A 24,020-nucleotide genomic window follows, 5' to 3' on the forward strand; every position below is an offset into this window, starting at 1 on the left:
ATTTTTAATCTCAAAAAGTTCATTTAATTCTTCATTCATGATAATTTTTATTTATTGTTTTTTGTATAATGTCACAAAAAAAGGTAATAATCCAACATACGCTATTAATTCTAGAAATCTTGTAATTTTTGAAAACTGATAGGATATTTCTGAATCTATTGATATTGACGCAATGGATATAATAAACCAAAATAAATTTACTGTTATAAGTATGCAAATTGATATTATTACTAATAAGGTAGGTTTTTTCATTTTTATTTTAGAAAAGATTAGTCTTGTTATTTTATGTTTTAATAAGGTATAAATTTTCTCATTCCTAATTTTGACTTTTTAATGAAGAGATCAATTGAGGAATAAATGTAGCATTTTTTTATTTTTAATGCGCCTCTAACCAATCTCTACCTAAGCCTAATTCTACTTCTAGTGGAACTGCCATTATAAACGCATTTTCCATTTCGTGTTTAATCATTGGTTGGATTTTTTCAAGTTCATCGTTGTGTACGTCAAACACAAGCTCATCATGTACTTGAAGCAACATCTTAGATTTCCAGTTTTCGTCAGTTAATTTTTTATGAATGTTAATCATTGCAATTTTAATCACATCGGCAGCACTTCCTTGAATTGGTGCATTTACAGCATTTCTTTCGGCTCCACCACGCACAATTGCATTTTGTGAATTAATATCTTTTAAATAACGACGACGACCTAAAATAGTTTGTACATAACCATTTTCTCTGGCAAAATCTATTTGTTCTTGGATGTATGATTTTAATCTTGGATATGTTTTGTAGTATGCTTCAATCAAAGTAGCGCTTTCGCTTCTTGATAGTGAAGTTTGATTACTAAGTCCAAAAGCCGAAACACCATATATAATACCAAAGTTTACTGTTTTGGCATGGCTACGTTGTTCACGAGTCACTTCTTCTAATGCTACATTAAATACTTTTGAAGCAGTAGATTTGTGAATGTCTTCATGGTTCTGGAATGCTTTTATCATGTTTTCTTCGCCACTTAAAGCAGCAATGATTCGCAATTCAATCTGAGAATAATCGGCTGAGATTAAAGTATAATTTTCATCACGTGCGATAAAAGCTTTACGTATTTGTCGGCCTCTTTCAGTACGAATTGGAATATTCTGTAAGTTAGGATTGTTTGAGCTTAAACGACCTGTTGCAGCTACAGTTTGCATATAATCGGTATGCACTCTTTTAGAAACAGGATCTACTTGTAACGGTAAAGCTTCTACGTAGGTGTTTTGTAATTTTACAAGAGAACGCCAATCTAAAATTGCAGCAACAATCTCGTTGTCTTTGGCTAGGTAGCTTAAGATTTCCTCGCCAGTTGCATATTGACCTGTTTTGGTTTTCTTTTGCTTAGCTCCACCAATTTTTAGTTTATCAAATAAAATATCACCTAGTTGTTTAGGAGATGCAAGGTTGAATTGTTCTCCAGCAATTTCATAAATTTTAGCCTCTAATGTTTTAATATCATTGCCTAATTCTTCTGATAGTGATTTTAAGAAATCAACATCAAGGTGAATTCCTTCCGTTTCCATTGCAGCTAGAACGCTAACTAATGGAATTTCGATTTCGTCGAATAACTTTTTGGTTTCGGTTTTGTCTAATTCAGTTGTGAATATTTCTTTAAGTTGTAAGGTTACATCAGCATCTTCAACTGCATATTCTTTTATGTCTTCGAGTGCAACTTCGCGCATCGATTTTTGATTCTTTCCTTTTTTACCAATTAAATCCTCAATAGATTTTGGGGTATATTTTAAATAAGTTTCAGATAGAATATCCATATTATGACGCATATCTGGATTAATCAGATAATGAGCAATCATAGTATCAAATAATTTTCCTTTTACCGAAATACCATAATTCAATAATATTTTTAAATCATATTTTAAATTCTGACCAATTTTTTCGATTGCTTCGTTTTCAAAAAACGGAATAAACTTTTCGATTAATGCATTTGCTTCATCTTGATTTTCTGGAAACGGAACATAGAACCCTTTTCCTTTTTCGTAAGAAAATGAAATTCCAACCAATTCAGCATGCAGAGCATTTAATCCAGTAGTTTCTGTATCAAAACAAACAGCAGCTTGGTTTTGTAAATTTTGTAAAAGTAACTTCAATCCTAAATCACCTTGTATGATTTGGTAGGAGTGAGGCGTGTTTTCTAAATTAGTATAGAAAGAAGTTCTTTGAGTTTCTGGGTTTTCATCAGTAGTAGCACTTCCAAAAAGGTCAAATTGATCTTCGTTTTTAGGTTGTGGTTTTTTGTATAATTTCGCGTCAGGAGTAGTAGGAGCATTAGATACTAATCCGCTTCCGTCAGTTTTAAAAAGATTGTCAAATTGCTCAGCCATTCTTCTAAATTCCAATTCTTGAAAAATAGCATCGGTTTTTTCGATATCAGGACGAGTTAATTCGTAATCAGTTTCATTGAAAGTTACAGGGCAATCTAGTAAAATTGTTGCCAATGTTTTAGATAATAACCCTTTCTCAGCATTCGCTTCGATGTTTTCTTTCATTTTTCCTTTTAGCTTGTCAGTGTTGGCCAAAAGGTTTTCCATAGAACCATATTCTTTCAATAGTTTCTTGGCTGTAACTTCACCAACACCTGGAAGTCCAGGGATATTATCGGCAGCATCCCCCATCATTCCTAGAAAGTCAATTACTTGCTCAGGACGCTCAATTTCAAATTTAGCTAATACTTCAGGAACTCCCCATATTTCTATTCCGTTACCCATTCGGGCAGGTTTGTACATAAAAATATTGTCGGAAACTAGCTGAGCAAAATCCTTATCAGGAGTTACCATAAATACCTTATAATTTTCTTTTTCGGCTTGTTTAGCAATAGTTCCAATTAAATCATCGGCTTCATAACCGGCAACTTCTATAATCGGAATATGCATTGCTTTTAATAATTCATGTATATAAGGTACAGCAATTTTTATTGCCTCAGGAGTTACATCACGATTGGCTTTGTATTCAGGGAATATTTCATTTCGTAAAGCACTACCACCTTTGTCAAAAGCTACAGCTAAATGATCCGGTTTCTCTCTCTTAATAACATCCAAAAGGGAGTTCATGAACCCCATAATTGCAGAGGTATCCATTCCTTTGGAGTTGATTCGTGGGTTTTTTATAAAGGCATAATAACCACGAAAAATTAAGGCGTAGGCATCAAGTAGAAAAAGACGTTTTTGAGTTGACATAAAAAAAATATTAGTCTGTAAAAATAAACAATTGGGTTTTAATAACGATTCGGTTATCAAAAATTTAATCTGGATTAGTCTTAATTTGGATTAAAAGACTCAGTATGAAAGGGTTTTTGAATATATAAATTGTATAAGACAATATAAGCAAGCAGCGTTGTTGCTTTGTTAATGGCATTTCATTGTTTGTATGTGTATATAGGGTTAAGAGTGTTATGTTAGGTGCAAATCGTTAATAACAAGTTAAAATTTCTATATCGCTATTATCTTCATTTGGTCTTCATATTACAGGTGTACATTTGATCTATAAATAAGTAAGATAATTAATTTAAATATTAGAAATCATGAAAAATTTAGCAATGTTATTAGTAGCAGTTTTAGGAACAAGTGTAATGGTTAGCGCAGCTCCAACACCAGTAAAAACAACTCCAGTAAAAGAGGTTAAAGCAACTAAACACCCGAAAGCAAAAACAAACAAAAAAGCAAAAACTGCAAAAACTGCAAAAACTGTAGCTCCTACAGCTGCGCCAATGAAATCTGAACCAATGAAAACAAAAAAATAAGTGTCGTTTTTGTTTTGTTTTCAATGATATTAGTAATGGTCGACAAAACAAAAAGGATAATTATTGATAAGGCTGATAAAGAAATTTATCAGCTTTTTTTATATTCAGATAGGCGTTAAATTTTTAATAATTTAAAAATTACGTTTTCATTATTTGCTTACTTTTAATTAATAAAATACAGTCTATGAATATTCTTATTGTCGAAGATAATAAAGAGCTGGCTATCGAGGTTCGTGATTTTTTGAGTGATGGTGGTTATGTATGCAAAATTGCAAATACTTGTGATGAGGCATTAGATGAAATAGGAGGGAATGATTATGATGCGATGCTACTCGATTTGGGTTTGCCAGATGGTGATGGTTTTGATGTTTTAAAAGCAGTTCGGAAAACCAAATCCAAAATAGCAGTAATCGTTATTACAGCACGTGGAGAGTTGGACGATAGGATAGATGGTTTACATCTAGGGGCAGATGATTATCTTACGAAGCCTTTTGCATTGACAGAATTAAGCGCACGTTTGTTTGCTGTTATTCGTAGAATGCATGGGTATACATTAAATGATTTGGTAGTACATGGGTTTTCTTTGCAATTGCAAGATTACAAAGTGAGTTATGAGGGAACGCCTATTAATCTAACCAAGAAAGAATTTGATATTTTTCAATATTTGGTCTTGAATAAAAATCGCGTAATTACAAGATTACAATTAACAGAACATATTTGGGGGGATATATTAGAGATTAATTCAGATTCTAATTTTATAGATGTACATGTTCGGAATCTTAGAAAAAAATTAGACAAGCACACTACTATAGATTGGTTTGAAACAGTAAGAAATGTAGGGTATCGTATTAATACTTAAATAAATCAACGTGAAGATAAAGCATCAATTAGCCATTTTTAATGCACTAACACGATTGTTGTTGATTTTAGTTCTATGGCTAATGTTGCCTATTTTGATTCAAAATGTAGTTTATAGACACATTAATAATGGACTTGTAGAAAAGAAGAAGAAGTTCATCGAGCATTTAAATCAAAATGAGATAGATGATTTTATTGAAAATGCAGGAGATTCTACCGAAACGTATTCACAGTTTTCGAGCTTGCATAGTGAGTTTTTGGTGCTTTCGAGATTGTCAAAACTGCCAAGACAAGAAAAAAGCACCTTTGTTGATGAGAACAGGATAATCGAAGGAGAAGAAAATGAATACAGGATATTAAAATATCATTTTACGTATGAAAATATAGGGTATGAGTTAGAGATAGGAAGCAGTTTGGCAGAGGTAAAAGATCTTACCTTTATTATTAAGCTCTTTATCATTATAGTTTTGGTTGTAGTAGTTTTGATTACATTCTTGGCAGATACTTTTTATATAGAGTATTTACTCAAACCTTTCTATAAAATTATTGATACAAAAATTAGACGAGTTAATGAGCCGGAAGCTTTTGATCACACTCCAATAAAGGCACATTCAGCAGATTTTAGGGAATTAGATTCGGTTTTAAACCAAATGATGGATAGGATTGCTGAATTGTTTAAGAAAGAAAAACAATTTATATCAAATGTTTCTCATGAGCTGTTAACACCAATTGCATTATTGAAAAATAAATTCGAAAATTTATTGCAAAATGAATCTTTGAACGATAATGCTGTAGATAAAATAGCCAGTTCGCTCAAGACATTGGACATGTTGAAGAAAATAATCAATAATTTATTGCTAATCTCTAGAATTGATAATAATCAATATGCCGCTAATGAGGCTATCGATTTTCATGAAATTGTAAATGGTTTGTATGAAGATCTTCAAGACAGAATTGATGACAAAGGAGTAGCGTTTATTAATGAGATGAAGCATGAATTTGATTTTAGAGGCAATAAAACTTTAATACATATCTTATTGTATAATTTGGTTACAAATGCAATAAAGTATAATAAAGAGAATGGAAGTATTATTGTTAGTGATGGCTTCTTAAATCAGCAGTACTATTTGTCTATTTCCGATTCGGGAATAGGAATGAATGAAGCCCAAATCGAAAATATTTTTAATCGATTTACTCGTATTAGTTCAGATCAGGATGGGCAAGGTTTAGGGCTTGCTATCGCTGATAGTATTGCATCATTTCATCATATAGATATTAAGGTAACTTCTAGTCCAAATAAAGGAACAACGTTTTTATTATTATTTCCAAATAGTGCTAAAGCTTAATTAAAAGTTAAAATTTTTGGGTAGGGCAAATCTTCATTTAATCTTCATTTTGTGATTATATCTTTGACCTATAAATAATGAGTTAATAATCATAAAAACCACAATCATGAAAAAAGTATTAATGCTAGCTATAGCAATTTTAGGAACAACAGCAATGGTAAGTGCTCAAACAACACCAGCACAAACAACACCAGCAAAAGAAGTAAAAGCAACTAAACATGCTAAAAAGAAAGCTGATAAAAAAGCAGAATCTGTGAAAATGGAAACTGCTAAGCCAGAAGCTGCAAAAGCAAAAAAATAAGGGTTTGATTAATGTTTTACTTACTGTAAATTAGGGTTAATAATTTACATAAGGGGGTAAGTAGAATAATAGTTTTAGTAGGTGAAAGGCTGGTGAATTTATTCATCAGCTTTTTTGTTATTGGTTGCGTTAAATTTTTGATAATTAAAAGTTTTTGCATTTTCATTCTTTGTTACTTTGCCTAAAAATTTACCAATGATCATTCGTTTTATAATTATTTGTGCTCTTTTTTTATTTATAGAGTTATATTCTTTTCAGGCTATTCGAACTTTGATTAAATTAAGATGGCTCTTGATAAGTTACCAAGTAATAAGTTTATTGCTTTTTGTATTTATAATATATTCATTTACACAATTTGATCGTTCGGTTGGTCAAACCAAACAAACCATGTTTACAATGGGGTTGATGTTATTGGTTTATGTGCCTAAAATTGTGATAACATTAGTGCTTTTGGGCGAAGATATTTTTCGTGCAGGAGTTGGGATTGTTAATTATTTTATCGAAAATCCAAATACAACAACAAATAGTGTAATTCCTAGTCGAAGAAAATTTGTAAGTCAATTGGCAGTAGGGCTGGCAGCAGTTCCTTTTTTATCTTTGATTTATGGGATTTTTGAAGGAAGATATAATTTTAAAGTATTTAAGCAGACAGTGTTTTTTCCAGATTTGCCAGATGCTTTTGATGGATTTACAATTACACAAATTTCAGACGTACACTCAGGGAGTTTTGATAATCCTGAGAAAATAAGTTATGCAATTGATTTGGTAAATGAACAAAATTCGGATATGATTTTGTTTACTGGAGATATTGTTAATACCCATGCTACCGAAATGCATCCTTGGTTGGAAACATTTAATAAAATCAAAGACCATAAGTATGGTAAATATTCAGTTTTAGGAAATCATGATTATGGAGAGTATGTTACTTGGCCATCAGAGAAAAAGAAAGAAGAGAATTTTGAGGACATAAAAAAATTATATGGACAAATAGGTTTTCAATTACTGTTGAATGAACATACTTATATTCAAAAAGGAGATGACAAAATTGCTTTGGTTGGTGTTGAAAACTGGGGACATAATTTTAAAAAAGCAGGCGATTTAAATAAGGCTTCGCAAAATGTTCATCAAGATGATTTTAAAGTTTTAATGAGCCATGACCCAAGCCATTGGGAGTATGAAATAAAAGAGCACCCTAAGAATTTTCATCTTACTTTGTCAGGACATACTCATGGAATGCAATTTGGAATAGAAATTCCGGGTTATTTTAAATGGAGTTTGGCACAATATGTGTACAAACAATGGGCTGGTTTGTATGAAAATGCAGGTCGCTATGTATATGTAAATCGCGGTTTTGGTTTTCATGCTTATCCAGGACGTGTAGGGATAATGCCAGAAATTACCGTGATTGAACTAAAAAAAGGCAAGAATGTGTCATAATTCGTTAAAAATGCTACATTTGTATATAATAAATTCTTTTTAGTAGATTTAAAAAGATTAAAATTTTTGGTTTTATGTCAAAATTCGGAGAACTTATAAATGCTCAAGTTCCAGTGTTAATAGATTTTTACACCGATTGGAACGAATCATCTGTGTCCATGCATCCTGTAATTAAGGATGTTGCAGCTGCTCTAGGCGATAAAGCCAAGGTGATTAAAATAGATGTGGATAAAAATCAGGAATTAGCCGATGCTCTTAGAATTAAAGGGCTTCCTACTTTAATGATATATAAAGAAGGTCAAATGATTTGGAGGCAATCTGGCGAACTAGATGCAAATACTATTATTGGAATTGTGCAAGAACAATTCTAATTTCTTCTATTTACCACAAACTCGTGGTGTTTTATACTTTATAGGATGTTTTATGCTTAATAAATAACATCAAATATAAAATTGTTTTCCTTTAAATAATCTAATGTTTTTGGTAATGCAAATTTAAGGTTTTGCGATGCTTTTACGCTATCGTGAAAAACGATTATGCTTCCTGATTTTACATTTTTGATTACATTCTGCAAGCATTTTTCAGGAGATATGCTTCGGTCAAAATCTGCACTTAAAACATCCCACATTATTATTTTATACCCCAATTGACGTAATTGAGTCGATTGTGATTTTGTTATTTTCCCATAAGGAGGACGGAAAATTTTTGGTTCAAGGTTTTTGGTTGAAGATTTTTGAATCTGTTTATCGCATAAAAGGCTATTGTTTAAATAGGCGTCTGTGGTAGTTTTCCAGCCTTTTAAATGATCATAAGTGTGATTTCCTATAATGTGTCCCTCATCGATTATTTTTTTGAATATTTCAGGATGTTTTTCGATGTTATTCCCAATGCAGAAAAATGAGGCTCTGGCATTTCGTTTTTTTAGTTCAGATAAAACCCATTCTGTAATTTCGGGAGTAGGGCCGTCGTCAAAGGTCAAATAAACTTTATTCTCTTTATTAGGGATGTCCCAGTAATAGTTAGAAAAAAAATATTTGATTAGCTTGTTTGTCTTAATCCAATAAAAACTCATTTTCAGAAATTTTAGGTTATGTAAAAATAAAAAATGTAGCGGTATTTTTCAATAGCGCTACATTTTTTAATTATTATATTTTGAATATTATTTATTCCTTTTCACGACCAAATCGTTCGAAAACATTCACATAAGTATTAAAGATAGTCTTTTGTTTGTTATAAAACGGTAAGTCTTTACTGTCTTTCATTACTTGTAATAGGCTTCTGTATCTTTCGATATCGGTAATTATATCGATAGCTAAGCTTGATTGATCAGAAGGAGTTAAATGACTGTAGTAGTCAAGGTTCTCTTTGTATTTGTTTATTAGTCTTTCTAGTAAATCATGTGCTTTGGCTTTTTCACCAACATCATAGTATCCTTTTGCAAAAGGTTCTACTAATGAGTAGTAGCCAAATTTATCCAATGGCATTTTAGTCATTGCTAAATTGATGATGTTCTTGGCTTTGTCGATTTTGCCTTCAGCGATTAATTGTTTCATCAATCTAGAAAGATTAGTACGGTATGTGATGCTGTTACGTCTGGTTTCAGGATCATGATAAATTTTGTCACTATCGCTATTACCCCAATCCCATTTCATTACGATATCATACATTTTATCAGAGTCAATTTGTCCCATATCCATTGGCCCACCTTCTTTAGAAGGAGTGTTTTTGATAGGTACAAGTTTGTATACCATTCCGTCAAGTTGAAGGTAGCTTTTTAGCCATAGGTAATCTTCATCATCAAAAGCACCACCACTAAAATAAATAGGTCTTTTCCAGTCGTTGTTTGCTAGTATATCAAGCATCATCAAACGATTTTTGTATATAGCACTTCCTTTAATGTCAATGTCGATATAAGGAACTATAGAGTCGTAATACTTTGGAGCTACTACTTTGTTCTTAATAATATTGTCTTTATTTATAGTAAGACGGATTTTATTAGTTGGGTAGAAATGTATTGTTTGCCCATTTTGCATTTCAACAGTTGACTTTGGATTTTTTATAAAACTTATGAAATCTTTAATGTCCCATCGGCTGTCAATTTTAGGAATGTGAGCTACATAATCTCGTTTGTCTCCCACGTACTGATCGTGTGTGAAAGAAATTGGTAACGGATCTGATTCGTAAGCTTTCATTTTCATCTGATCAATATACCAATCAGTCATGAATAGACTTGTGTTTACAATTTTCACATCGGTTCTAATGTTTTCAATTTCTTGAGCATACCACAATGGGAATGTATCATTATCACCAATAGTATATAAGATAGCATTTGGATCACACGAGTTTAAATACGCTTTAGCCATTGCTACAGCAGTATATTTGTTTGATCTGTCATGATCATCCCAGTTTTGAGAAGCCATTAATACTGGTGCCGCTAGAAAAGTAGCAGCAATAATTATTGGTCCAGCAATTTTTGGAGCTAAATATTTCTGTAAAGTTTCGTAGAGGGCGTATACACCAAATCCAATCCAGATTGCAAATACATAAAAGGATCCTACTAGAGCGTAATCTCTCTCACGAGGTTCAAAAGGTCTTTCGTTTAGGTATATTTTTAAGGCTAAACCTGTAAATAAAAATAGAGCTAGTAAGACATAGAAGCTTTTTAGGTCTTTATTTGCATGGTACATTAATCCGATTAAACCAAGGATGAACGGTAAGAAGAAGTAAACATTTCTTCCTTTATTGTTTAATACATCTGATGGTAGGTTGTCTTGAGAACCTAAATGTATAGAATCCATAAATTTGATTCCGCTAATCCAGTTTCCATCTAAGTTGTCGTATTTTCCTTGAACATCACTTTGACGACCAGCAAAATTCCACATTAAATACCTCCAGTACATATATCCGAATTGATATTCGAACATAAAGCTAAAGTTGTCTACAGTTGTTGGTTTCTCAACGATTAAGTAATCACCATAGCTTTTTAAGAATTTAATGTAACCATCGTTGTCAATTTGTTTCTGAGCATATGCTTTTTTGAATTCCATGACAGTTTTTTCAACTTCATGTCTTAATTGAGCAGTTGCTTTATTGTATTCCTCTTCAGATAGTTGACTTGGGTCGATACCGTATTTTTGCAAATCATCTTCGTAAGGATAGTTTGGATTTATCTTAAATGCAGGAGGATTGGTAAAGTTAACATAGTTCTCTGCATGTTCAGTACTCCACATTCTTGGTAAAAATGCTTTTTGCGCATCATCAGTATTTTGCACTGCATTTTTATAATTGTTGGTAATAATATATTTACCAGTTGTGTAGTCTCTTTCGTAATTTGGTTTTTTGTCAAGATAAGGAGTGTTTTTATCTAGTCCAGAAAACATTTCTGTGTATTGAGGACCATAAAACAATGGGTTTACACCATATTGTTCACGATTGTAATAAGCAAGAACTTCAGTCGCATCCGAAGGCTTGTTTTCGTTAATTACAGTATTGGCATTGGCTCTGATAGGTAACATTAACCAAGTAGAGAATCCAATTAAGATAAATAAGATACAAAGTATTATTGTGTTGTAAAAAACAAGTCCTTTTTGTTTTGTGTAGCGTAATCCGAAATAAAAGAAAGCAATAAATACTAAAGCAACAAAAATAGTTCCTGAGTTAAAAGGCATTCCCATTTCATTAACCATGAAGATCTCAGTTTTACCAAAGAAAGCCATTGTTAACGGAAGTAATAATATAAAGATGAATAGTAGGACAGCTACTACTACAATATTGGCAATAATAAAATTCTTAATTGTAACTTTTTCGTAGTTCTTAAAGAAATAAAGGAACCCAATTGCAGGAATTGTAAGTAATGCCATGAAGTGAACTCCAAATGAAAGACCTACTACTAATGATATAATTAGTAACCATTTATTACCCCTTGGAGTATGCATGTCTTGTTCCCAACGTAATCCCAACCAAAAAAGTAAAGCTATTAATAAGGATGCCATAGCGTAAACCTCTGCTTCAACAGCATTAAACCAGAAACTGTCAGAAAAAGTATAGGCAAGTGCTCCAACAAAAGAGCTACCTAAGATAACAATAGCATTGTTTTTATTGATTTCTGAAAAGCGAGCTATCATTTTTTTAAGAATAATAGAAGAAGACCAGAACATAAATAATATTGTAAAGGCACTTGAAAATACAGACATCATATTAACCATTAAGGCTACATGCTGATCATCCATTGCAAACATTGCAAAGAAAGCACCCATCATTTGGTATAAAGGAGCTCCGGGTGGGTGTCCTACTTCAAGTTTAGCTGCTGTAGCGATGTATTCACCACAATCCCAAAAACTCATTGTGGGTTCGACAGTAAGGGTGTAAGTTATTAAAGCGATTGTAAAAGTTAACCAACCAATAATTGTATTCCATTTATTAAAGTTGAATTGTGCCATATTTAGGTGTTAAAAATTTGTCCTTATTTAATCTTACAAAGAAAATGTTTTTTTGTGTAACCAAACCAGCATTAACAAATTTTTCTATAAAAGTAATTGATTGGAGTAATGTATTGTGTATGAATTGGTTTCGTGCTACCGTTGAGATTGTTTGAAGAAAAAACGATTTTTTTTGAAATTTTTTGCTTCAAAAGTTTGTACAAACTAAAAAAAGCTTTAAATTTGCACTCGCTTAACAGCACTGCTGGTCTATGGTGTAATGGTAACACAACTGTTTTTGGTGCAGTCTTTCAAGGTTCGAGTCCTTGTAGACCAACATAAAAAGCCTCTCAATCGAGAGGCTTTTTTTATGCAATAAAGTTTGTGAAAAAAAATTTGTGTAAATCAAATAAAACTGTAAATTTGCACTCGCTTAACAGCACCGCTGGTCTATGGTGTAATGGTAACACAACTGTTTTTGGTGCAGTCTTTCAAGGTTCGAGTCCTTGTAGACCAACTGGCAATTTTGAAAACCCCGTAAACATTACGTTTACGGGGTTTCTTCTTTTAGTATTATTTCAACTTTTTACTTCTAGTATTGCATTACTAATTGACTTGTTAGTCCCTTGGTGTTGTGAGTTTATTGTGCTTGTTTTTCTGGATTTGCGATATCAGAATGTATAGTCATAAACTGTTTTGTTTTTTCTAGGGGGTTATATGTGTCCTGTGTTTTTCTCGGCCCTGAATAAATTTATCATTGCAGGGTAGGGGTAGGTTTTTCTCTGTTATAGATAATGATATTGATTCTGTTTTTATTTCTATAATCCAAATCTGGATAGTTATCTCGTTCTTTCTAATAAAAAAATTAGCCTAAGATGTTGATTTGTAAAATTTTATCTATTTTTAATTAGTGGAATAGTGGTAGAAATGTTTTTTTATTGCAAAATCATAAGTATCGTCTTACGTGTATAAGTGAGTTTTAAATTTTTTTTTCGATGTGCTTATTCATGTTGAAGATAGATATATTGGGATGTGGTTGTGGTTTTGATATGTTTTGAGGCAGTTTAGCTACTAATATATTTTAATAGAATATTTGCGCAGTTAAATAATTGCATATATATTAGCAGTCAAATAACTGCACAATGAAATTAAGAAGAGATGTTTTTCAAGCAATAGCTGATCCAAACCGTAGAATGATAATTTCTTTGCTGGCTATTCAATCTATGACACCAACGGCAATAGCTGAGAGTTTTGATTCGTCAAGGCAAACTATTTCAAAGCACATACAAATACTTACTGAATGTGATATTTTGAAACAAGAACATAAAGGGAGGGAGATATATTATCATTTAAACCCAGATGGGATGAAGCAAATAGCTGACTTTATTGAACCTTTTAGAAATATGTGGGAAGAACGATTTGATAAATTAGAAACTTTAATGAAAAATCATCAGTTAAAAAAATAAAACAAAATGGAAGCTAAAACAAATATTGATGCGCTAGAAGGAAAGCAAGATTTAATAATAAGAAGAGAGTTTGATTTGCCTGTAGAATTACTCTTTAAGGCATATAGCGAACCTGAACTTATAGAACAATGGATGGGGACAAAAGTTGTGAAATTTGAGAATGGAAATCAAGGTAGTTATCAGTTTGAAACTTCGTATAATGGCAATGTTGTGTTTAGAGCAAGTGGGACAATTCATAAGATAGTACCAGATCAAAAAATAATTCGAACCTTTGAAATAGAAAATGCTCCTATTGATGTGCAGCTTGAATTCCTGGAATTTGAAAAACTTAGCGATAGTAGAAGTAAATTGACTATTCAGATAATATATAAATCAGAACAACACAGGGCAGAACAGTTAAAATTACCTTTTACCAATGGCTTAAATATGGCTCATAACAGACTACAAGAATTATTAACTAATTTAAAATAATCTAAAATGAAAAAAACAAATGTTATTATTTATTGGGTATCTACCATTTTGCTTTCAATTGGGATGTTTTCAGGAGGAATAGCTCAATTGTTAAAAGCAAAAGAGACAGTTGATGGAATTGTTCATCTGGGTTATCCAATTTACTTTACAAGTATAATTGGTACATGGAAAGTTTTAGGGGTGATTGTATTGTTGATTCCGAAGTTTGCTTTAATGAAAGAATGGGCGTATGCTGGTTTCTTTTTTGCAATGTCTGGAGCTGTGTTTTCTCATGTAGCCAGTGGTGATGCTATATTGAACTACTTAGCGCCTTTTGTGTTTGCATTGCTTACGGTAGTGTCTTGGTATTTTAGACCGGTGGATAGAAAAATAATAACTAAGTAATAACAAGCGAAACTATGACTGCAAAAGTAGATTTTAAAGACGTATCTGTATCTGGCTTAAGTTCGTCGCCAGTTGCAGAAGCACTGGCAGGTTTACGGGCACATGAAGCTCGTTATTTTATGAATAAATATAATCTTGATTTTGTGGTTGTGTCAGCTAATGAAAGTCAGGGTGTTATTGATTGGGTGAGTCAAATTTTAAAAAAAGAAAGAGATATTGAAATTGCATCTAAGCCACTAGAAACGGCAAGTTTGCAAGTGGAGAATATAAAGTGGGTATTCGTTTTTTATGAAAGCGGTCTTGCAATCAATATTCCTTATACAATTGATAGTGCTAAACAACGAGCAGTTGGATTCAAGCTTTCTGAAGGTATGGAAATTCCGAAAGAATTAGAAAGTAAATTTAAATTTGCTAGACAAAAATCGAAATTGGCTGGAACCATTCGAGGTTCGTTTTTTGTTATTAAAGGCGAATATTAAAAAGAGAAACAATAATCATTAGGTGTTTGAAATTTTAGAAATCTACTCTTGATTAGGATAATAAAAAAAACCTCTCGACTGAGAGGTTTTTTTGTGATAATTTTATTAGGGTTGGTTTAAATTTTGAAAGTCATTACTGGTCGTATAGCATGATTTACTAAATCTCCGCTAATGCTACCATTAAAGAAGTAGGAGAATCCGGTTCTTCCGTGAGTACACATACCAATTAAATCGGCATCAATACTATTAGAGAAATTAATAATTCCGTTTTCGATGTTAGTATCGTTGTAAATATGAGTCGAATAGTTGTCAAGGTTAAATGGTGCGATAAAATCAGTCATTATTTTTTCGGCAACATGAGTCGGTTTGAAGGTATTTGGAGTACAAATCATTACCAAATGCAATTTAGAATCAAAGAATTTTGTAAACTCTATCAATTTTTTAAAAGGTTTTTCAGTTTCTTTTGAAAAATCTGAAGCAAAAACAAAATTTGTAGTTTTGAATGCATCCATGTGTTTTTTGATTACTAAAACTGGGATTTCAGAATGGCGAACTACTTTTTCTGTGTTGGATCCGATGAGTAATTCTTCAAAGCCAGAAGACCCATGTGAGCCCATGACGATTAGGTCAATTTCGTGTTCATTACTTACTTTTGCAATTCCTTCAGCTGGTCTGTCGAGTTTTACCATCTCAATTATTGTAAGTCCATCTAGGTAGGCTCTCTCGGCGATTTTTGAAAGCATTTCATTAGCCTTTTTCATGAAAAGCATAGTCTCAGGGATGCTAATTCCGCCCGTAATTGCATCGCTCATTTGACTAGGTAATTCTAGCGTATGAAGTATGATAATCTCAGAATTATTTTTTTTTGCGATTTGTGCTGCGACTTTTAAAGCGTCTTCAGCATGTTCAGAAAAATCGGTAGGAACTAATATGCGTTTCATAACTTTTTGATGTTAAATTATATGAAAAATTGTTTAATTTGGTGCTTATATAAAGATAAGAAATATTTTTAGAGCAATCAATTTATTTTGATTTATAAAAAAACACTATATTTGCACCGTTATTTATTAAAATCTAAATAATGAGGGGACTAAATGTCCCCTCTTTTTATAAAAGTATGACATTTAAAGAAAAAGTAAACGTATTAATAGCTGAGGGTCTCTTAGAAAAACCATCAATTTTTTTAATCGACCTGACCATTACCGATGCTTTCAAGATAATTGTATCTTTGGATGGAGATAATGGTGTGCTCTTGCAAGATTGTATTGATGTTAGTCGCGCTATCGAGAATAATTTGGACAGAGAAGAACAAGATTTTTCTTTGGAAGTTGCTTCGGTAGGAGTTGGTTCTCCTCTAAAATTGGTTAGACAGTACAAGAAAAACATTGGTAGAACATTGATAGTTAATACTAATGGTGAAAAAATTGAGGCTGAGTTGGTAGATGCTAATGAAGATTTCATAATTTTGTCTTGGGAAGCAAGGGAACCTAAGAAAATAGGAAAAGGAAAAGAAACAGTTCAAAAAGAGCAACAAATACCTTATACAGAAATTAAAGAGGCAATTGTTACAGTAACATTTTAATTAAAGAATTCGCATGGAAAATTTAGCATTAATCGATTCATTCTCAGAGTTTAAAGATGATAAACTTATTGATCGTGTAACGCTTATGGCAATCTTAGAAGATGTATTCAGAAATGCATTGAAGAAAAAATACGGTTCAGATGATAACTTCGATATTATCATAAATCCTGATAAGGGAGATATGGAAATTTGGAGAAGGAGAGTAATCGTTGCTGACGAAGATCTTGATTTTGAAAATGAGGAGATTACTTTGACAGAAGCAAGAAGAATTGAAGCGGATTTTGAGATTGGAGAAGAAGTTTCTGAAGAAGTAAAATTGATTGATTTAGGTAGAAGAGCTATTTTAGCTTTACGCCAAAATTTGATTTCTAAAATACATGAACACGACAATACAAATCTTTATAAGCAATTTAAAGATATTATTGGTGATATTTATACTGCCGAAGTGCACCATGTTCGCCCAAGAGTTGTAATTTTGGTGGATGATGAAGGGAATGAAATTGTATTGCCAAAAGAAAAACAAATCCCATCTGACTTTTTCCGTAAAGGAGATAACGTTCGTGGAATTATTGAAAGTGTTGAATTAAAAGGAAATAAACCACAAATTATTATGTCTAGAACTTCAGAGAAGTTTTTAGAAAAATTATTTGAACAAGAAATTCCAGAAGTATTCGACGGATTGATTACAGTTAAAAATGTAGTTAGAATACCAGGAGAAAAAGCAAAAGTAGCGGTTGATTCTTATGATGATAGAATTGATCCAGTTGGAGCTTGTGTTGGTATGAAAGGTTCTCGTATTCACGGAATTGTACGTGAGTTAGGAAATGAAAATATTGATGTTATTAATTATACTAGTAACATTCAGCTATATATTACAAGGGCTTTAAGTCCTGCAAAAGTATCTTCAATTAAGATTAATGAAGAAACTAAAAGAGCCGAAGTTTTCTTGAAATTAGAGGAAGTTTCTAAAGCTATCGGTAGAGGTGGTCATAACATTAAACTAGCAGGCCAATTAACAGGCTATGAGCTTGATGTTATTAGAGAAGGAGATGTAGCAAGCGGTGAAGACGATGATGTCGAATTAACAGAGTTCTCTGATGAAATCGAAGGATGGGTTATCGAAGAGTTTGCTAAAATAGGATTGGATACTGCAAAGAGTATTTTAAAACAAGAAGTAGAAGATTTAGTAAGAAGAACAGACTTAGAGGAGGAAACAATTCTAGATGTAATGCGTATACTAAAAGAAGAGTTTGATAGTTAATCTATCTTTCTCACAACACAACGAATAGGTAATAATAAAAAGGTTTTATGTCTGAAGAGAGAGTAATAAGAATAAACAAGGTTTTAAGGGAATTAAATATTTCATTAGAAAGAGCTGTGGATTATCTAAAAGATAAGGGAATTGCTATTGATGCAAATCCAAACGCAAAAATTTCTAATCAGGAATTTAATATCCTACAAAGCCAATTTGCGGGCGATAAGGGAAATAAGGAGGCTTCTAAAGAAGTTGGTGAGGAAAAGAGAAAAGAGAAAGAAGCATTGCGTGTAGAGCGCGAAAAAGAAATTGAAGACAAACGCAAACAAGACGAAGAGCGCCAAAAACAACAAGAGGTTATAAAAGCGAGAGCTGTTGTAACTGCTCCTGTTCAAGTTGGTAAAATTAATCTAAATCCAAAAAAACCTGCAATTATTCCAAACACTCCTTCAGTAGCGGCAGAACCAGAAAAAGTTGAAACACCTAAGGAAGTTGTAAAGGAAGAAAAACCTGTTGAAAAAGAGGTAGTTCAACCTGTACAACCACCAGTTGCTGTTACTGAGAAAAAAGAAGAAAAACCTGTTGTAGAGAAAAAGGAAGTTAAGCCAGAAGTAGTGGTTCCTGTAGAAAAAGCACCAGTTGCAAAAACAGAACCTGCTGTGGTAACACCTCCAGTTGAAGAATCTATAACAACACAATATCAAAAATTATCTGGAACTACTCTTACAGGTCAAACAATTGATTTATCTCAATTTAATAAACCTAAAAAGAAGAAAGAAGATCCAAAGATAACTCCTAATAAACCAGGAGCTCCAGGAGCAGCGAATAACGCTAATAAAAATAAGCGTAAAAGAATTGTTCCTAAACCAGGTGCACCTAGACCGGCAACGCCTCCGGGAACACCAAATCCTAACAAAATTACTCCTAATACAGGAGGAGCTGGAGGAGGATTTAATGCTAACAGAAGTTCAAGACCAGGTTTTGTAAAAGGAAACCGCCCTGCAATTGTAGCTAAGGTTGAGCCTACTGAAGAGGAAGTAAAAAACCAAATTAGAGAGACACTTGAAAAACTTCAAGGTAAAGGTGGTAAATCAAAAGCTGCTAAATATCGTAGAGATAAAAGAGATACGCACCGTCAGAAATCTGATGATGAGCAAAGAGCTTTAGATGAAGGAAGTAAAACTATTAAGGTTACTGAATTTGTTACTGTAGGTGAAATTGCTATCATGATGGATGTGCCAATTACCAAAGTTATTGGTACTTGTATGTCACTTGGAATCATGGTTACCATGAATCAGCGTCTTGATGCAGAAACATTAACTATTGTAGCTGATGAGTTTGGTTACGAAGTTGAGTTTATTACTGTAGATATCGAAGAAGCTATCGAGGTAGTTGAAGATAGAGAAGAAGACTTAGTAGTTAGAGCGCCAATTGTAACTGTAATGGGTCACGTCGATCACGGTAAAACATCTTTACTGGATTATATCCGTAAAGAAAATGTTATCGCTGGTGAGTCTGGAGGTATTACACAGCATATTGGAGCATACGGAGTAACATTGGATAATGGTCAAAAAATTGCATTTTTAGATACACCAGGTCACGAAGCGTTTACTGCGATGCGTGCACGTGGAGCTCAAGTTACGGATGTTGCTATTATTGTAATTGCGGCTGATGATGATATCATGCCACAAACAAAAGAGGCAATTAGCCATGCGCAAGCAGCTGGAGTGCCAATTATATTTGCTATCAATAAAGTTGATAAGCCAAATGCTAATCCAGAGAAAATAAAAGAAAAATTAGCAAGTATGAATTTACTTGTTGAGGATTGGGGAGGAAAAATCCAATCACATGATATTTCTGCAAAAACTGGATTAGGTGTTAAAGAATTATTAGAAAAAGTATTATTAGAGGCAGAGATTTTAGATTTAAAATCGAACCCAAATAAACCAGCACAAGGAACTGTTGTTGAAGCTTTCTTAGATAAAGGAAAAGGATATGTTTCTACTATCTTGGTTCAACACGGAACACTTAAAATTGGAGATTATATGTTGGCTGGAAAGCATCATGGTAAAATTAAAGCCATGCATGATGAAAGAGGGCATACAGTTTTAGAAGCGGGTCCATCAACTCCAGTATCAGTTTTAGGTTTAGATGGTGCAGCAACTGCTGGTGATAAGTTTAATGTATTTGCAGATGAAAAAGAAGCGAAACAAATTGCTTCAAAACGTTCTCAATTAATGCGTGAACAATCTGTACGTACTCAAAGACATATTACGTTAGATGAAATCGGACGTCGTATTGCTCTTGGTCAATTTAAAGAATTGAACGTAATCCTTAAAGGAGATGTTGATGGTTCTGTAGAAGCATTGTCAGATTCGTTCTCTAAATTGTCTACTGAAGAAATTCAAATTAATATTATCCATAAAGGAGTTGGAGCGATTACTGAAACTGACGTTATGTTGGCTTCTGCATCAGATGCGATTATTATCGGATTTAATGTTCGTCCAGCAGGTAATGCAAGACAATTAGCAGATAAAGAAGAAATTGATATCCGTTACTACTCTATTATCTATGCTGCTATCGATGACTTGAAAGATGCAATGGAAGGAATGTTAGCTCCAGAGATGAAAGAAGAAGTTCTTGGTACTGCAGAAATTAGAGAGATATTCAAAATTTCTAAAGTTGGATCTATTGCAGGATGTATGGTAATGGATGGTAAAATAGCAAGAAACTCTAAAATTAGAGTTATCAGAGATGGTGTTGTTGTATTTACTGGAGAATTGTTAGCATTAAAACGTTTCAAAGATGATGTTAAAGAAGTTAGTAAAGGATACGATTGTGGTATTCAAATTAAAAACTTTAATGATATCGAAGAGCGTGATGTAATAGAAGCTTACCACGAAGTAGCAATCAAAAAGAAATTGAAATAAGATTTTATAGATTTCAAATTAAAAAATCCCGACTTGTCGGGATTTTTTTTGCTTAATACTGAAAGTTCTTTTTTTGAACGAAGAGAAAATAATTAGTGATGGTTTTTGTTTTAGTTTATGAGTAGAGATATTGTGAATGAAGGTTAGTGTTTTTTGTATGATGGACAATTATGTTATTGATTAATGATTGGAAGTTTGTTTTGTAGGTGACTTTTAATGTTGTTTCTCGGATTTGTGTTTTAAGAGCGGGTTTGGCTTGTTTGTTTGATTTACTAAGCTAGCCGTGATAATATAGGATTGAGCTTGTATTTGACTTGAATAAGGGGTTAAAATCTCAATTTGTAGGGTAGGGGTGGTTTTGAGTTTAAGTCTAGTTTTGATAATGTTTGCCGTTGTTGGCATATTTAAAATAGGGATGTATTGCTAAAAGGTTGATTTTTTTAAATCAAATTGTGTTGCCAATGTGATGTTGTTTAAAATTGAAATGATTATTTGTCATAAGTTCGTGGAGTCATAGTTTGGTTTTTGGTTAGATTTCTAAGAATTAAAAGGATCAATTAAGAGATGATATTGGATATGGAGTTTAATAATATGTTCTTGGTAGAGTATTGTGTTTTTTTATTTACTGCTTCAGTTTTTAAAGTAAATACGCTGCTTCAATTTCTTTTGGAGTTGTGTTTTTATGTAGGATTAGAGATGAAAAAGGGTTTGTATTTTGTCTGTTTAAGTTTATCGGTATCTTTTTGAGTGTGTTCTTTGAGTGTGTTCTTTGAGAGAGTAATTATGAGTATGTGAGAATGAGGATTGTTCATGTTTTTTTGAATTTATTATTGCTGAAACAATGTTTTGCTCCAGATTTTGGATGAGTAATGTACTGTTTCGATGTTAAAATCAATTGTTGTAATCGCTTTATAGAAGATAATCAAGCACGATATTGTTGTTAATTATTTGTTGTATTTAAATAAATGAAATAAAATAGAAGTCATTTTGTGAAGGAATAAGTTGCTCTTGGGAGAGCTAATAAATATGAAATTTGATTGTTGTTTTGATTAATCGTTTTCTTATTGGTGATGAATTAATAGTCTGTTCTTTGAGATTTGTAAAAAGCGGTCCAATTGGATTGATTTATCTGCTTGATTTTAGAGTTAGGAATGTAATTTAATGTTTCTTTTATTTGTTTTAGTGTTGGAATGATGCTCTTGTAACATGTCGGTTTTTGATTTTAATTTTTGAATTAAGCTTCAAGCTTATGATGTTTTAGAGATTTGTTGAAAACAAAAAAGCCATTCAAATTGAATGGCTTTTTTGTTTATAACGAGGTGCTTTTTTTAATAGCTACTTTTTATTTGCTTGGTTTGATGAGAAATACGTTTTTGTATCTTCTTTTGATCTCAATTAAGTTTCTTTCAGCTTCAATTTTGCTTTTAAAATTACCAACTAGAACTTTGTAATTTGGTGTATTGAAAATAATGGTTCCATCTATGTTTTTGAACTCTTGTTTAAAGTCGCTCAAGGTTTTTTTTGCTTCGTCACTCTTACCACTAAAAATCTGGATTTTATAGCTGTCGTTAACGCTAATTGACGCGTTAATTTTTCGTTTTTCGTTCAGTAATTGTTCGAATTTTGGGTCTTGATTTAGTGTAATGTTTTGATCTTGCGCATTAATGTTATAGGCTGAAATCAGTAGTAATAATGTGTAAAGTGCTTTTTTTCTAGGAGTTAAAATTCTCATAATGTGATGGTTTTTATGCAAAAATAGTATTTAATATATAAATGGATATTAGAAAAATTATTTAGAATTGATATAAATTGGTATTTAAGGCTGTTTTAAGGTTTTGAGAATAGTTCTTAAATTGTATTTTTGTGCAAGTTTTAAAAGAAGGTATTCTATTTTGTGTAATTTATATACAGAAAAAACCGTACCAAATTTTAGTAGATAATCATTATACAATATGGAAAAGGTGGGTAACCATAATTCGATCTCAAGGAAATTATTTTTAAGCTTAGGGCTAACGTTAATTTTCTCGCTAACTTCATTTGCACAAGATGCTGCTGCTCCAGCAGCGCCTGAAGCTGCTCCAGTAGCAACTCAGGGAGGTGATCCGGTAAAGGGTAAAGAACTTTTTAATGCAAATTGTGCTGCATGTCATAAACTAGATGCTAAATCGACAGGTCCCGCTTTGAGAGGGGTGTCGGAAAGACATGATAAAGCTTGGCTTTACAAGTGGATTCATAATAGCTCTGAAATGATCAAGGCAGGCGATCCTCTAGCTGTTAAACTTTTTGAAGAAAACAACAAGTCAGTAATGACTTCGTTTCCTCAATTATCTACAGGAGATATAGATAATATTATCGCATATACTTCTGAGCCTAAGGCTGAAGCTCCAGCTGCTACTGCTACTACAGCCGTACCAGGAACTGGAGGAGAAAGTGGGGCTATTTCTAATAATGTTATCCTAGGAGCTCTTGCTCTAGTAATGGGTATGTTAGTAGTAATGCTTTACTTAGTGAACAACGTATTGAGAAAGGTTGCGAAAGCAAACGGAATCGATGTTGCTCCAAAGGAACCTAGAGTTTCTTTATGGAAAGCATTTGCTAGAAATCAATTTTTGGTTTTAGTTGCTTCTATATTCTTGCTATTGGCAAGTGGTTATTTTGTATACGGTTACTTAATGCAAGTAGGTGTAGATCAGAATTATGAGCCAATTCAGCCAATACATTATTCTCATAAAATTCACGCAGGTGATAACGAGATCAATTGTAAATATTGCCACTCTGCTTCACGTGTAAGTAAAACTGCTGGTATTCCATCTTTGAATGTTTGTATGAACTGTCATAAAAACATTTCTGAAGTTGCTGAATCAACTGCTACTCCTGAGTACAGCAAAGCGTTCTACGACGAACAAATACAAAAATTATACAATGCTGTTGGTTGGGATAAAACAACTCAAACATATACAGGGAAAACGCAACCAGTAAAATGGGTTCGTATTCATAATTTACCTGATTTTGTGTATTTTAATCACTCACAACACGTTACTGTTGCTGGTATCGAATGTCAAACTTGTCACGGTCCAGTACAAGAGTATGAAATCATGAAACAATATTCTAAATTAACAATGGGATGGTGTATTGATTGCCATAGAAAAACTGATGTTAAGATGGAAGGGAATGAGTATTATACTAAAATACATGAAGAGCTTTCTAAGAAATACGGTGTAGAGAAATTGACTGCAGCGCAAATGGGAGGTTTAGAGTGTGGTAAATGCCACTATTAATCAAATTATTAAGATTTTAATATTTATAT

Annotated in this window: 19 protein-coding genes and 2 tRNA genes; 16 read left to right on the plus strand and 5 right to left on the minus strand. The window is 32.6% G+C overall.

The features are described 5' to 3' along the window. Positions 1 to 376: 376 nt before the first annotated feature. Positions 377 to 3,223 carry a DNA polymerase I gene (gene polA / locus LNQ49_RS15290; RefSeq protein WP_229989901.1) on the minus strand — a complete coding sequence of 949 codons (2,847 nt, stop codon included), beginning with the start codon at positions 3,221 to 3,223 and terminating at the stop codon, positions 377 to 379. A gap of 344 nt (positions 3,224 to 3,567) precedes the next feature. Here polA and LNQ49_RS15295 point away from each other — a divergent pair, with 344 nt between their 5' ends. The 6 genes from LNQ49_RS15295 to LNQ49_RS15320 all read left to right on the plus strand — a co-directional run bounded on the left by LNQ49_RS15295 (position 3,568) and on the right by LNQ49_RS15320 (position 8,099). After that, on the plus strand, positions 3,568 to 3,786 hold the full coding sequence (locus LNQ49_RS15295; RefSeq protein WP_229989902.1) for a hypothetical protein: 219 nt from the start codon (positions 3,568 to 3,570) through the stop codon (positions 3,784 to 3,786). Positions 3,787 to 3,970: 184 nt separating this feature from the next. After that, the gene (locus tag LNQ49_RS15300; protein ID WP_229989903.1) at positions 3,971 to 4,645 is read left to right on the plus strand and encodes a response regulator transcription factor; all 675 of its coding nucleotides are present in this window, start codon (positions 3,971 to 3,973) and stop codon (positions 4,643 to 4,645) included. A gap of 10 nt (positions 4,646 to 4,655) precedes the next feature. Next, entirely contained in the window at positions 4,656 to 5,990 is a 1,335-nt protein-coding gene (locus LNQ49_RS15305; RefSeq protein WP_229989904.1) for a sensor histidine kinase, read from the plus strand. Between the two features lie 106 nt (positions 5,991 to 6,096). Further along, positions 6,097 to 6,291, plus strand: coding sequence for a hypothetical protein (locus LNQ49_RS15310; protein ID WP_229989905.1), 195 nt, complete (start codon positions 6,097 to 6,099; stop codon positions 6,289 to 6,291). 195 nt (positions 6,292 to 6,486) lie between these two features. Beyond that, positions 6,487 to 7,728, plus strand: coding sequence for a metallophosphoesterase (locus LNQ49_RS15315; RefSeq protein ID WP_229989906.1), 1,242 nt, complete (start codon positions 6,487 to 6,489; stop codon positions 7,726 to 7,728). Between the two features lie 74 nt (positions 7,729 to 7,802). After that, complete coding sequence (locus tag LNQ49_RS15320; RefSeq protein ID WP_035623602.1) at positions 7,803 to 8,099, plus strand: thioredoxin family protein; 297 nt, start codon at positions 7,803 to 7,805, stop codon at positions 8,097 to 8,099. A gap of 56 nt (positions 8,100 to 8,155) precedes the next feature. Here the strand turns inward: LNQ49_RS15320 and LNQ49_RS15325 are convergent, their stop codons facing one another. Both LNQ49_RS15325 and LNQ49_RS15330 read right to left on the minus strand, forming a co-directional pair. Next, positions 8,156 to 8,800 (minus strand): polysaccharide deacetylase family protein, encoded by a 645-nt coding sequence (locus LNQ49_RS15325; protein WP_229989907.1) that lies wholly within the window; start codon positions 8,798 to 8,800, stop codon positions 8,156 to 8,158. A gap of 91 nt (positions 8,801 to 8,891) precedes the next feature. After that, positions 8,892 to 12,167: a glycosyltransferase family 117 protein gene (locus LNQ49_RS15330; RefSeq protein WP_229989908.1), complete on the minus strand. Its 3,276-nt coding sequence runs from the start codon at positions 12,165 to 12,167 to the stop codon at positions 8,892 to 8,894. Positions 12,168 to 12,412: 245 nt separating this feature from the next. Between LNQ49_RS15330 and LNQ49_RS15335 the strand changes: the two genes are divergently transcribed. The 6 genes from LNQ49_RS15335 to LNQ49_RS15360 all read left to right on the plus strand — a co-directional run bounded on the left by LNQ49_RS15335 (position 12,413) and on the right by LNQ49_RS15360 (position 14,946). Then, a tRNA-Gln gene (locus LNQ49_RS15335) sits at positions 12,413 to 12,483 on the plus strand. Positions 12,484 to 12,592: 109 nt separating this feature from the next. Further along, a tRNA-Gln gene (locus LNQ49_RS15340) sits at positions 12,593 to 12,663 on the plus strand. Positions 12,664 to 13,288: 625 nt separating this feature from the next. Beyond that, positions 13,289 to 13,612 (plus strand): ArsR/SmtB family transcription factor, encoded by a 324-nt coding sequence (locus LNQ49_RS15345; RefSeq protein ID WP_229989909.1) that lies wholly within the window; start codon positions 13,289 to 13,291, stop codon positions 13,610 to 13,612. A gap of 6 nt (positions 13,613 to 13,618) precedes the next feature. Next, positions 13,619 to 14,083 (plus strand): SRPBCC domain-containing protein, encoded by a 465-nt coding sequence (locus LNQ49_RS15350; RefSeq protein ID WP_229989910.1) that lies wholly within the window; start codon positions 13,619 to 13,621, stop codon positions 14,081 to 14,083. Positions 14,084 to 14,089: 6 nt separating this feature from the next. Continuing rightward, the gene (locus LNQ49_RS15355) at positions 14,090 to 14,467 is read left to right on the plus strand and encodes a DoxX family protein (protein WP_229989911.1); all 378 of its coding nucleotides are present in this window, start codon (positions 14,090 to 14,092) and stop codon (positions 14,465 to 14,467) included. Between the two features lie 14 nt (positions 14,468 to 14,481). Continuing rightward, entirely contained in the window at positions 14,482 to 14,946 is a 465-nt protein-coding gene (locus LNQ49_RS15360; RefSeq protein ID WP_229989912.1) for a hypothetical protein, read from the plus strand. Between the two features lie 116 nt (positions 14,947 to 15,062). Here the strand turns inward: LNQ49_RS15360 and LNQ49_RS15365 are convergent, their stop codons facing one another. Further along, positions 15,063 to 15,887: a universal stress protein gene (locus LNQ49_RS15365; protein WP_229989913.1), complete on the minus strand. Its 825-nt coding sequence runs from the start codon at positions 15,885 to 15,887 to the stop codon at positions 15,063 to 15,065. 176 nt (positions 15,888 to 16,063) lie between these two features. On the opposite strand from LNQ49_RS15365, the gene rimP reads away from it, so the two are divergent. The 3 genes from rimP to infB are packed head-to-tail and all read left to right on the plus strand — an operon-like array spanning position 16,064 to position 20,713. Then, positions 16,064 to 16,528, plus strand: a complete 465-nt coding sequence (rimP, locus tag LNQ49_RS15370; protein ID WP_129540811.1) for a ribosome assembly cofactor RimP — start codon at positions 16,064 to 16,066, stop codon at positions 16,526 to 16,528. A gap of 13 nt (positions 16,529 to 16,541) precedes the next feature. Next, positions 16,542 to 17,789, plus strand: a complete 1,248-nt coding sequence (gene nusA, locus LNQ49_RS15375) for a transcription termination factor NusA (RefSeq protein WP_229989914.1) — start codon at positions 16,542 to 16,544, stop codon at positions 17,787 to 17,789. Positions 17,790 to 17,836: 47 nt separating this feature from the next. Then, positions 17,837 to 20,713: a translation initiation factor IF-2 gene (gene infB, locus LNQ49_RS15380; RefSeq protein WP_229989915.1), complete on the plus strand. Its 2,877-nt coding sequence runs from the start codon at positions 17,837 to 17,839 to the stop codon at positions 20,711 to 20,713. A 1,342-nt stretch (positions 20,714 to 22,055) separates the two neighbouring features. Here infB and LNQ49_RS15385 read toward each other — a convergent pair. Further along, positions 22,056 to 22,445, minus strand: a complete 390-nt coding sequence (locus LNQ49_RS15385) for an SPOR domain-containing protein (RefSeq protein WP_229989916.1) — start codon at positions 22,443 to 22,445, stop codon at positions 22,056 to 22,058. A gap of 220 nt (positions 22,446 to 22,665) precedes the next feature. On the opposite strand from LNQ49_RS15385, the gene LNQ49_RS15390 reads away from it, so the two are divergent. Next, the gene (locus tag LNQ49_RS15390; protein ID WP_229989917.1) at positions 22,666 to 23,991 is read left to right on the plus strand and encodes a c-type cytochrome; all 1,326 of its coding nucleotides are present in this window, start codon (positions 22,666 to 22,668) and stop codon (positions 23,989 to 23,991) included. Positions 23,992 to 24,020: the final 29 nt, after the last annotated feature.

Source organism: Flavobacterium pisciphilum (assembly GCF_020905345.1).
GTDB classification, from domain to species: Bacteria; Bacteroidota; Bacteroidia; order Flavobacteriales; family Flavobacteriaceae; genus Flavobacterium; species Flavobacterium pisciphilum.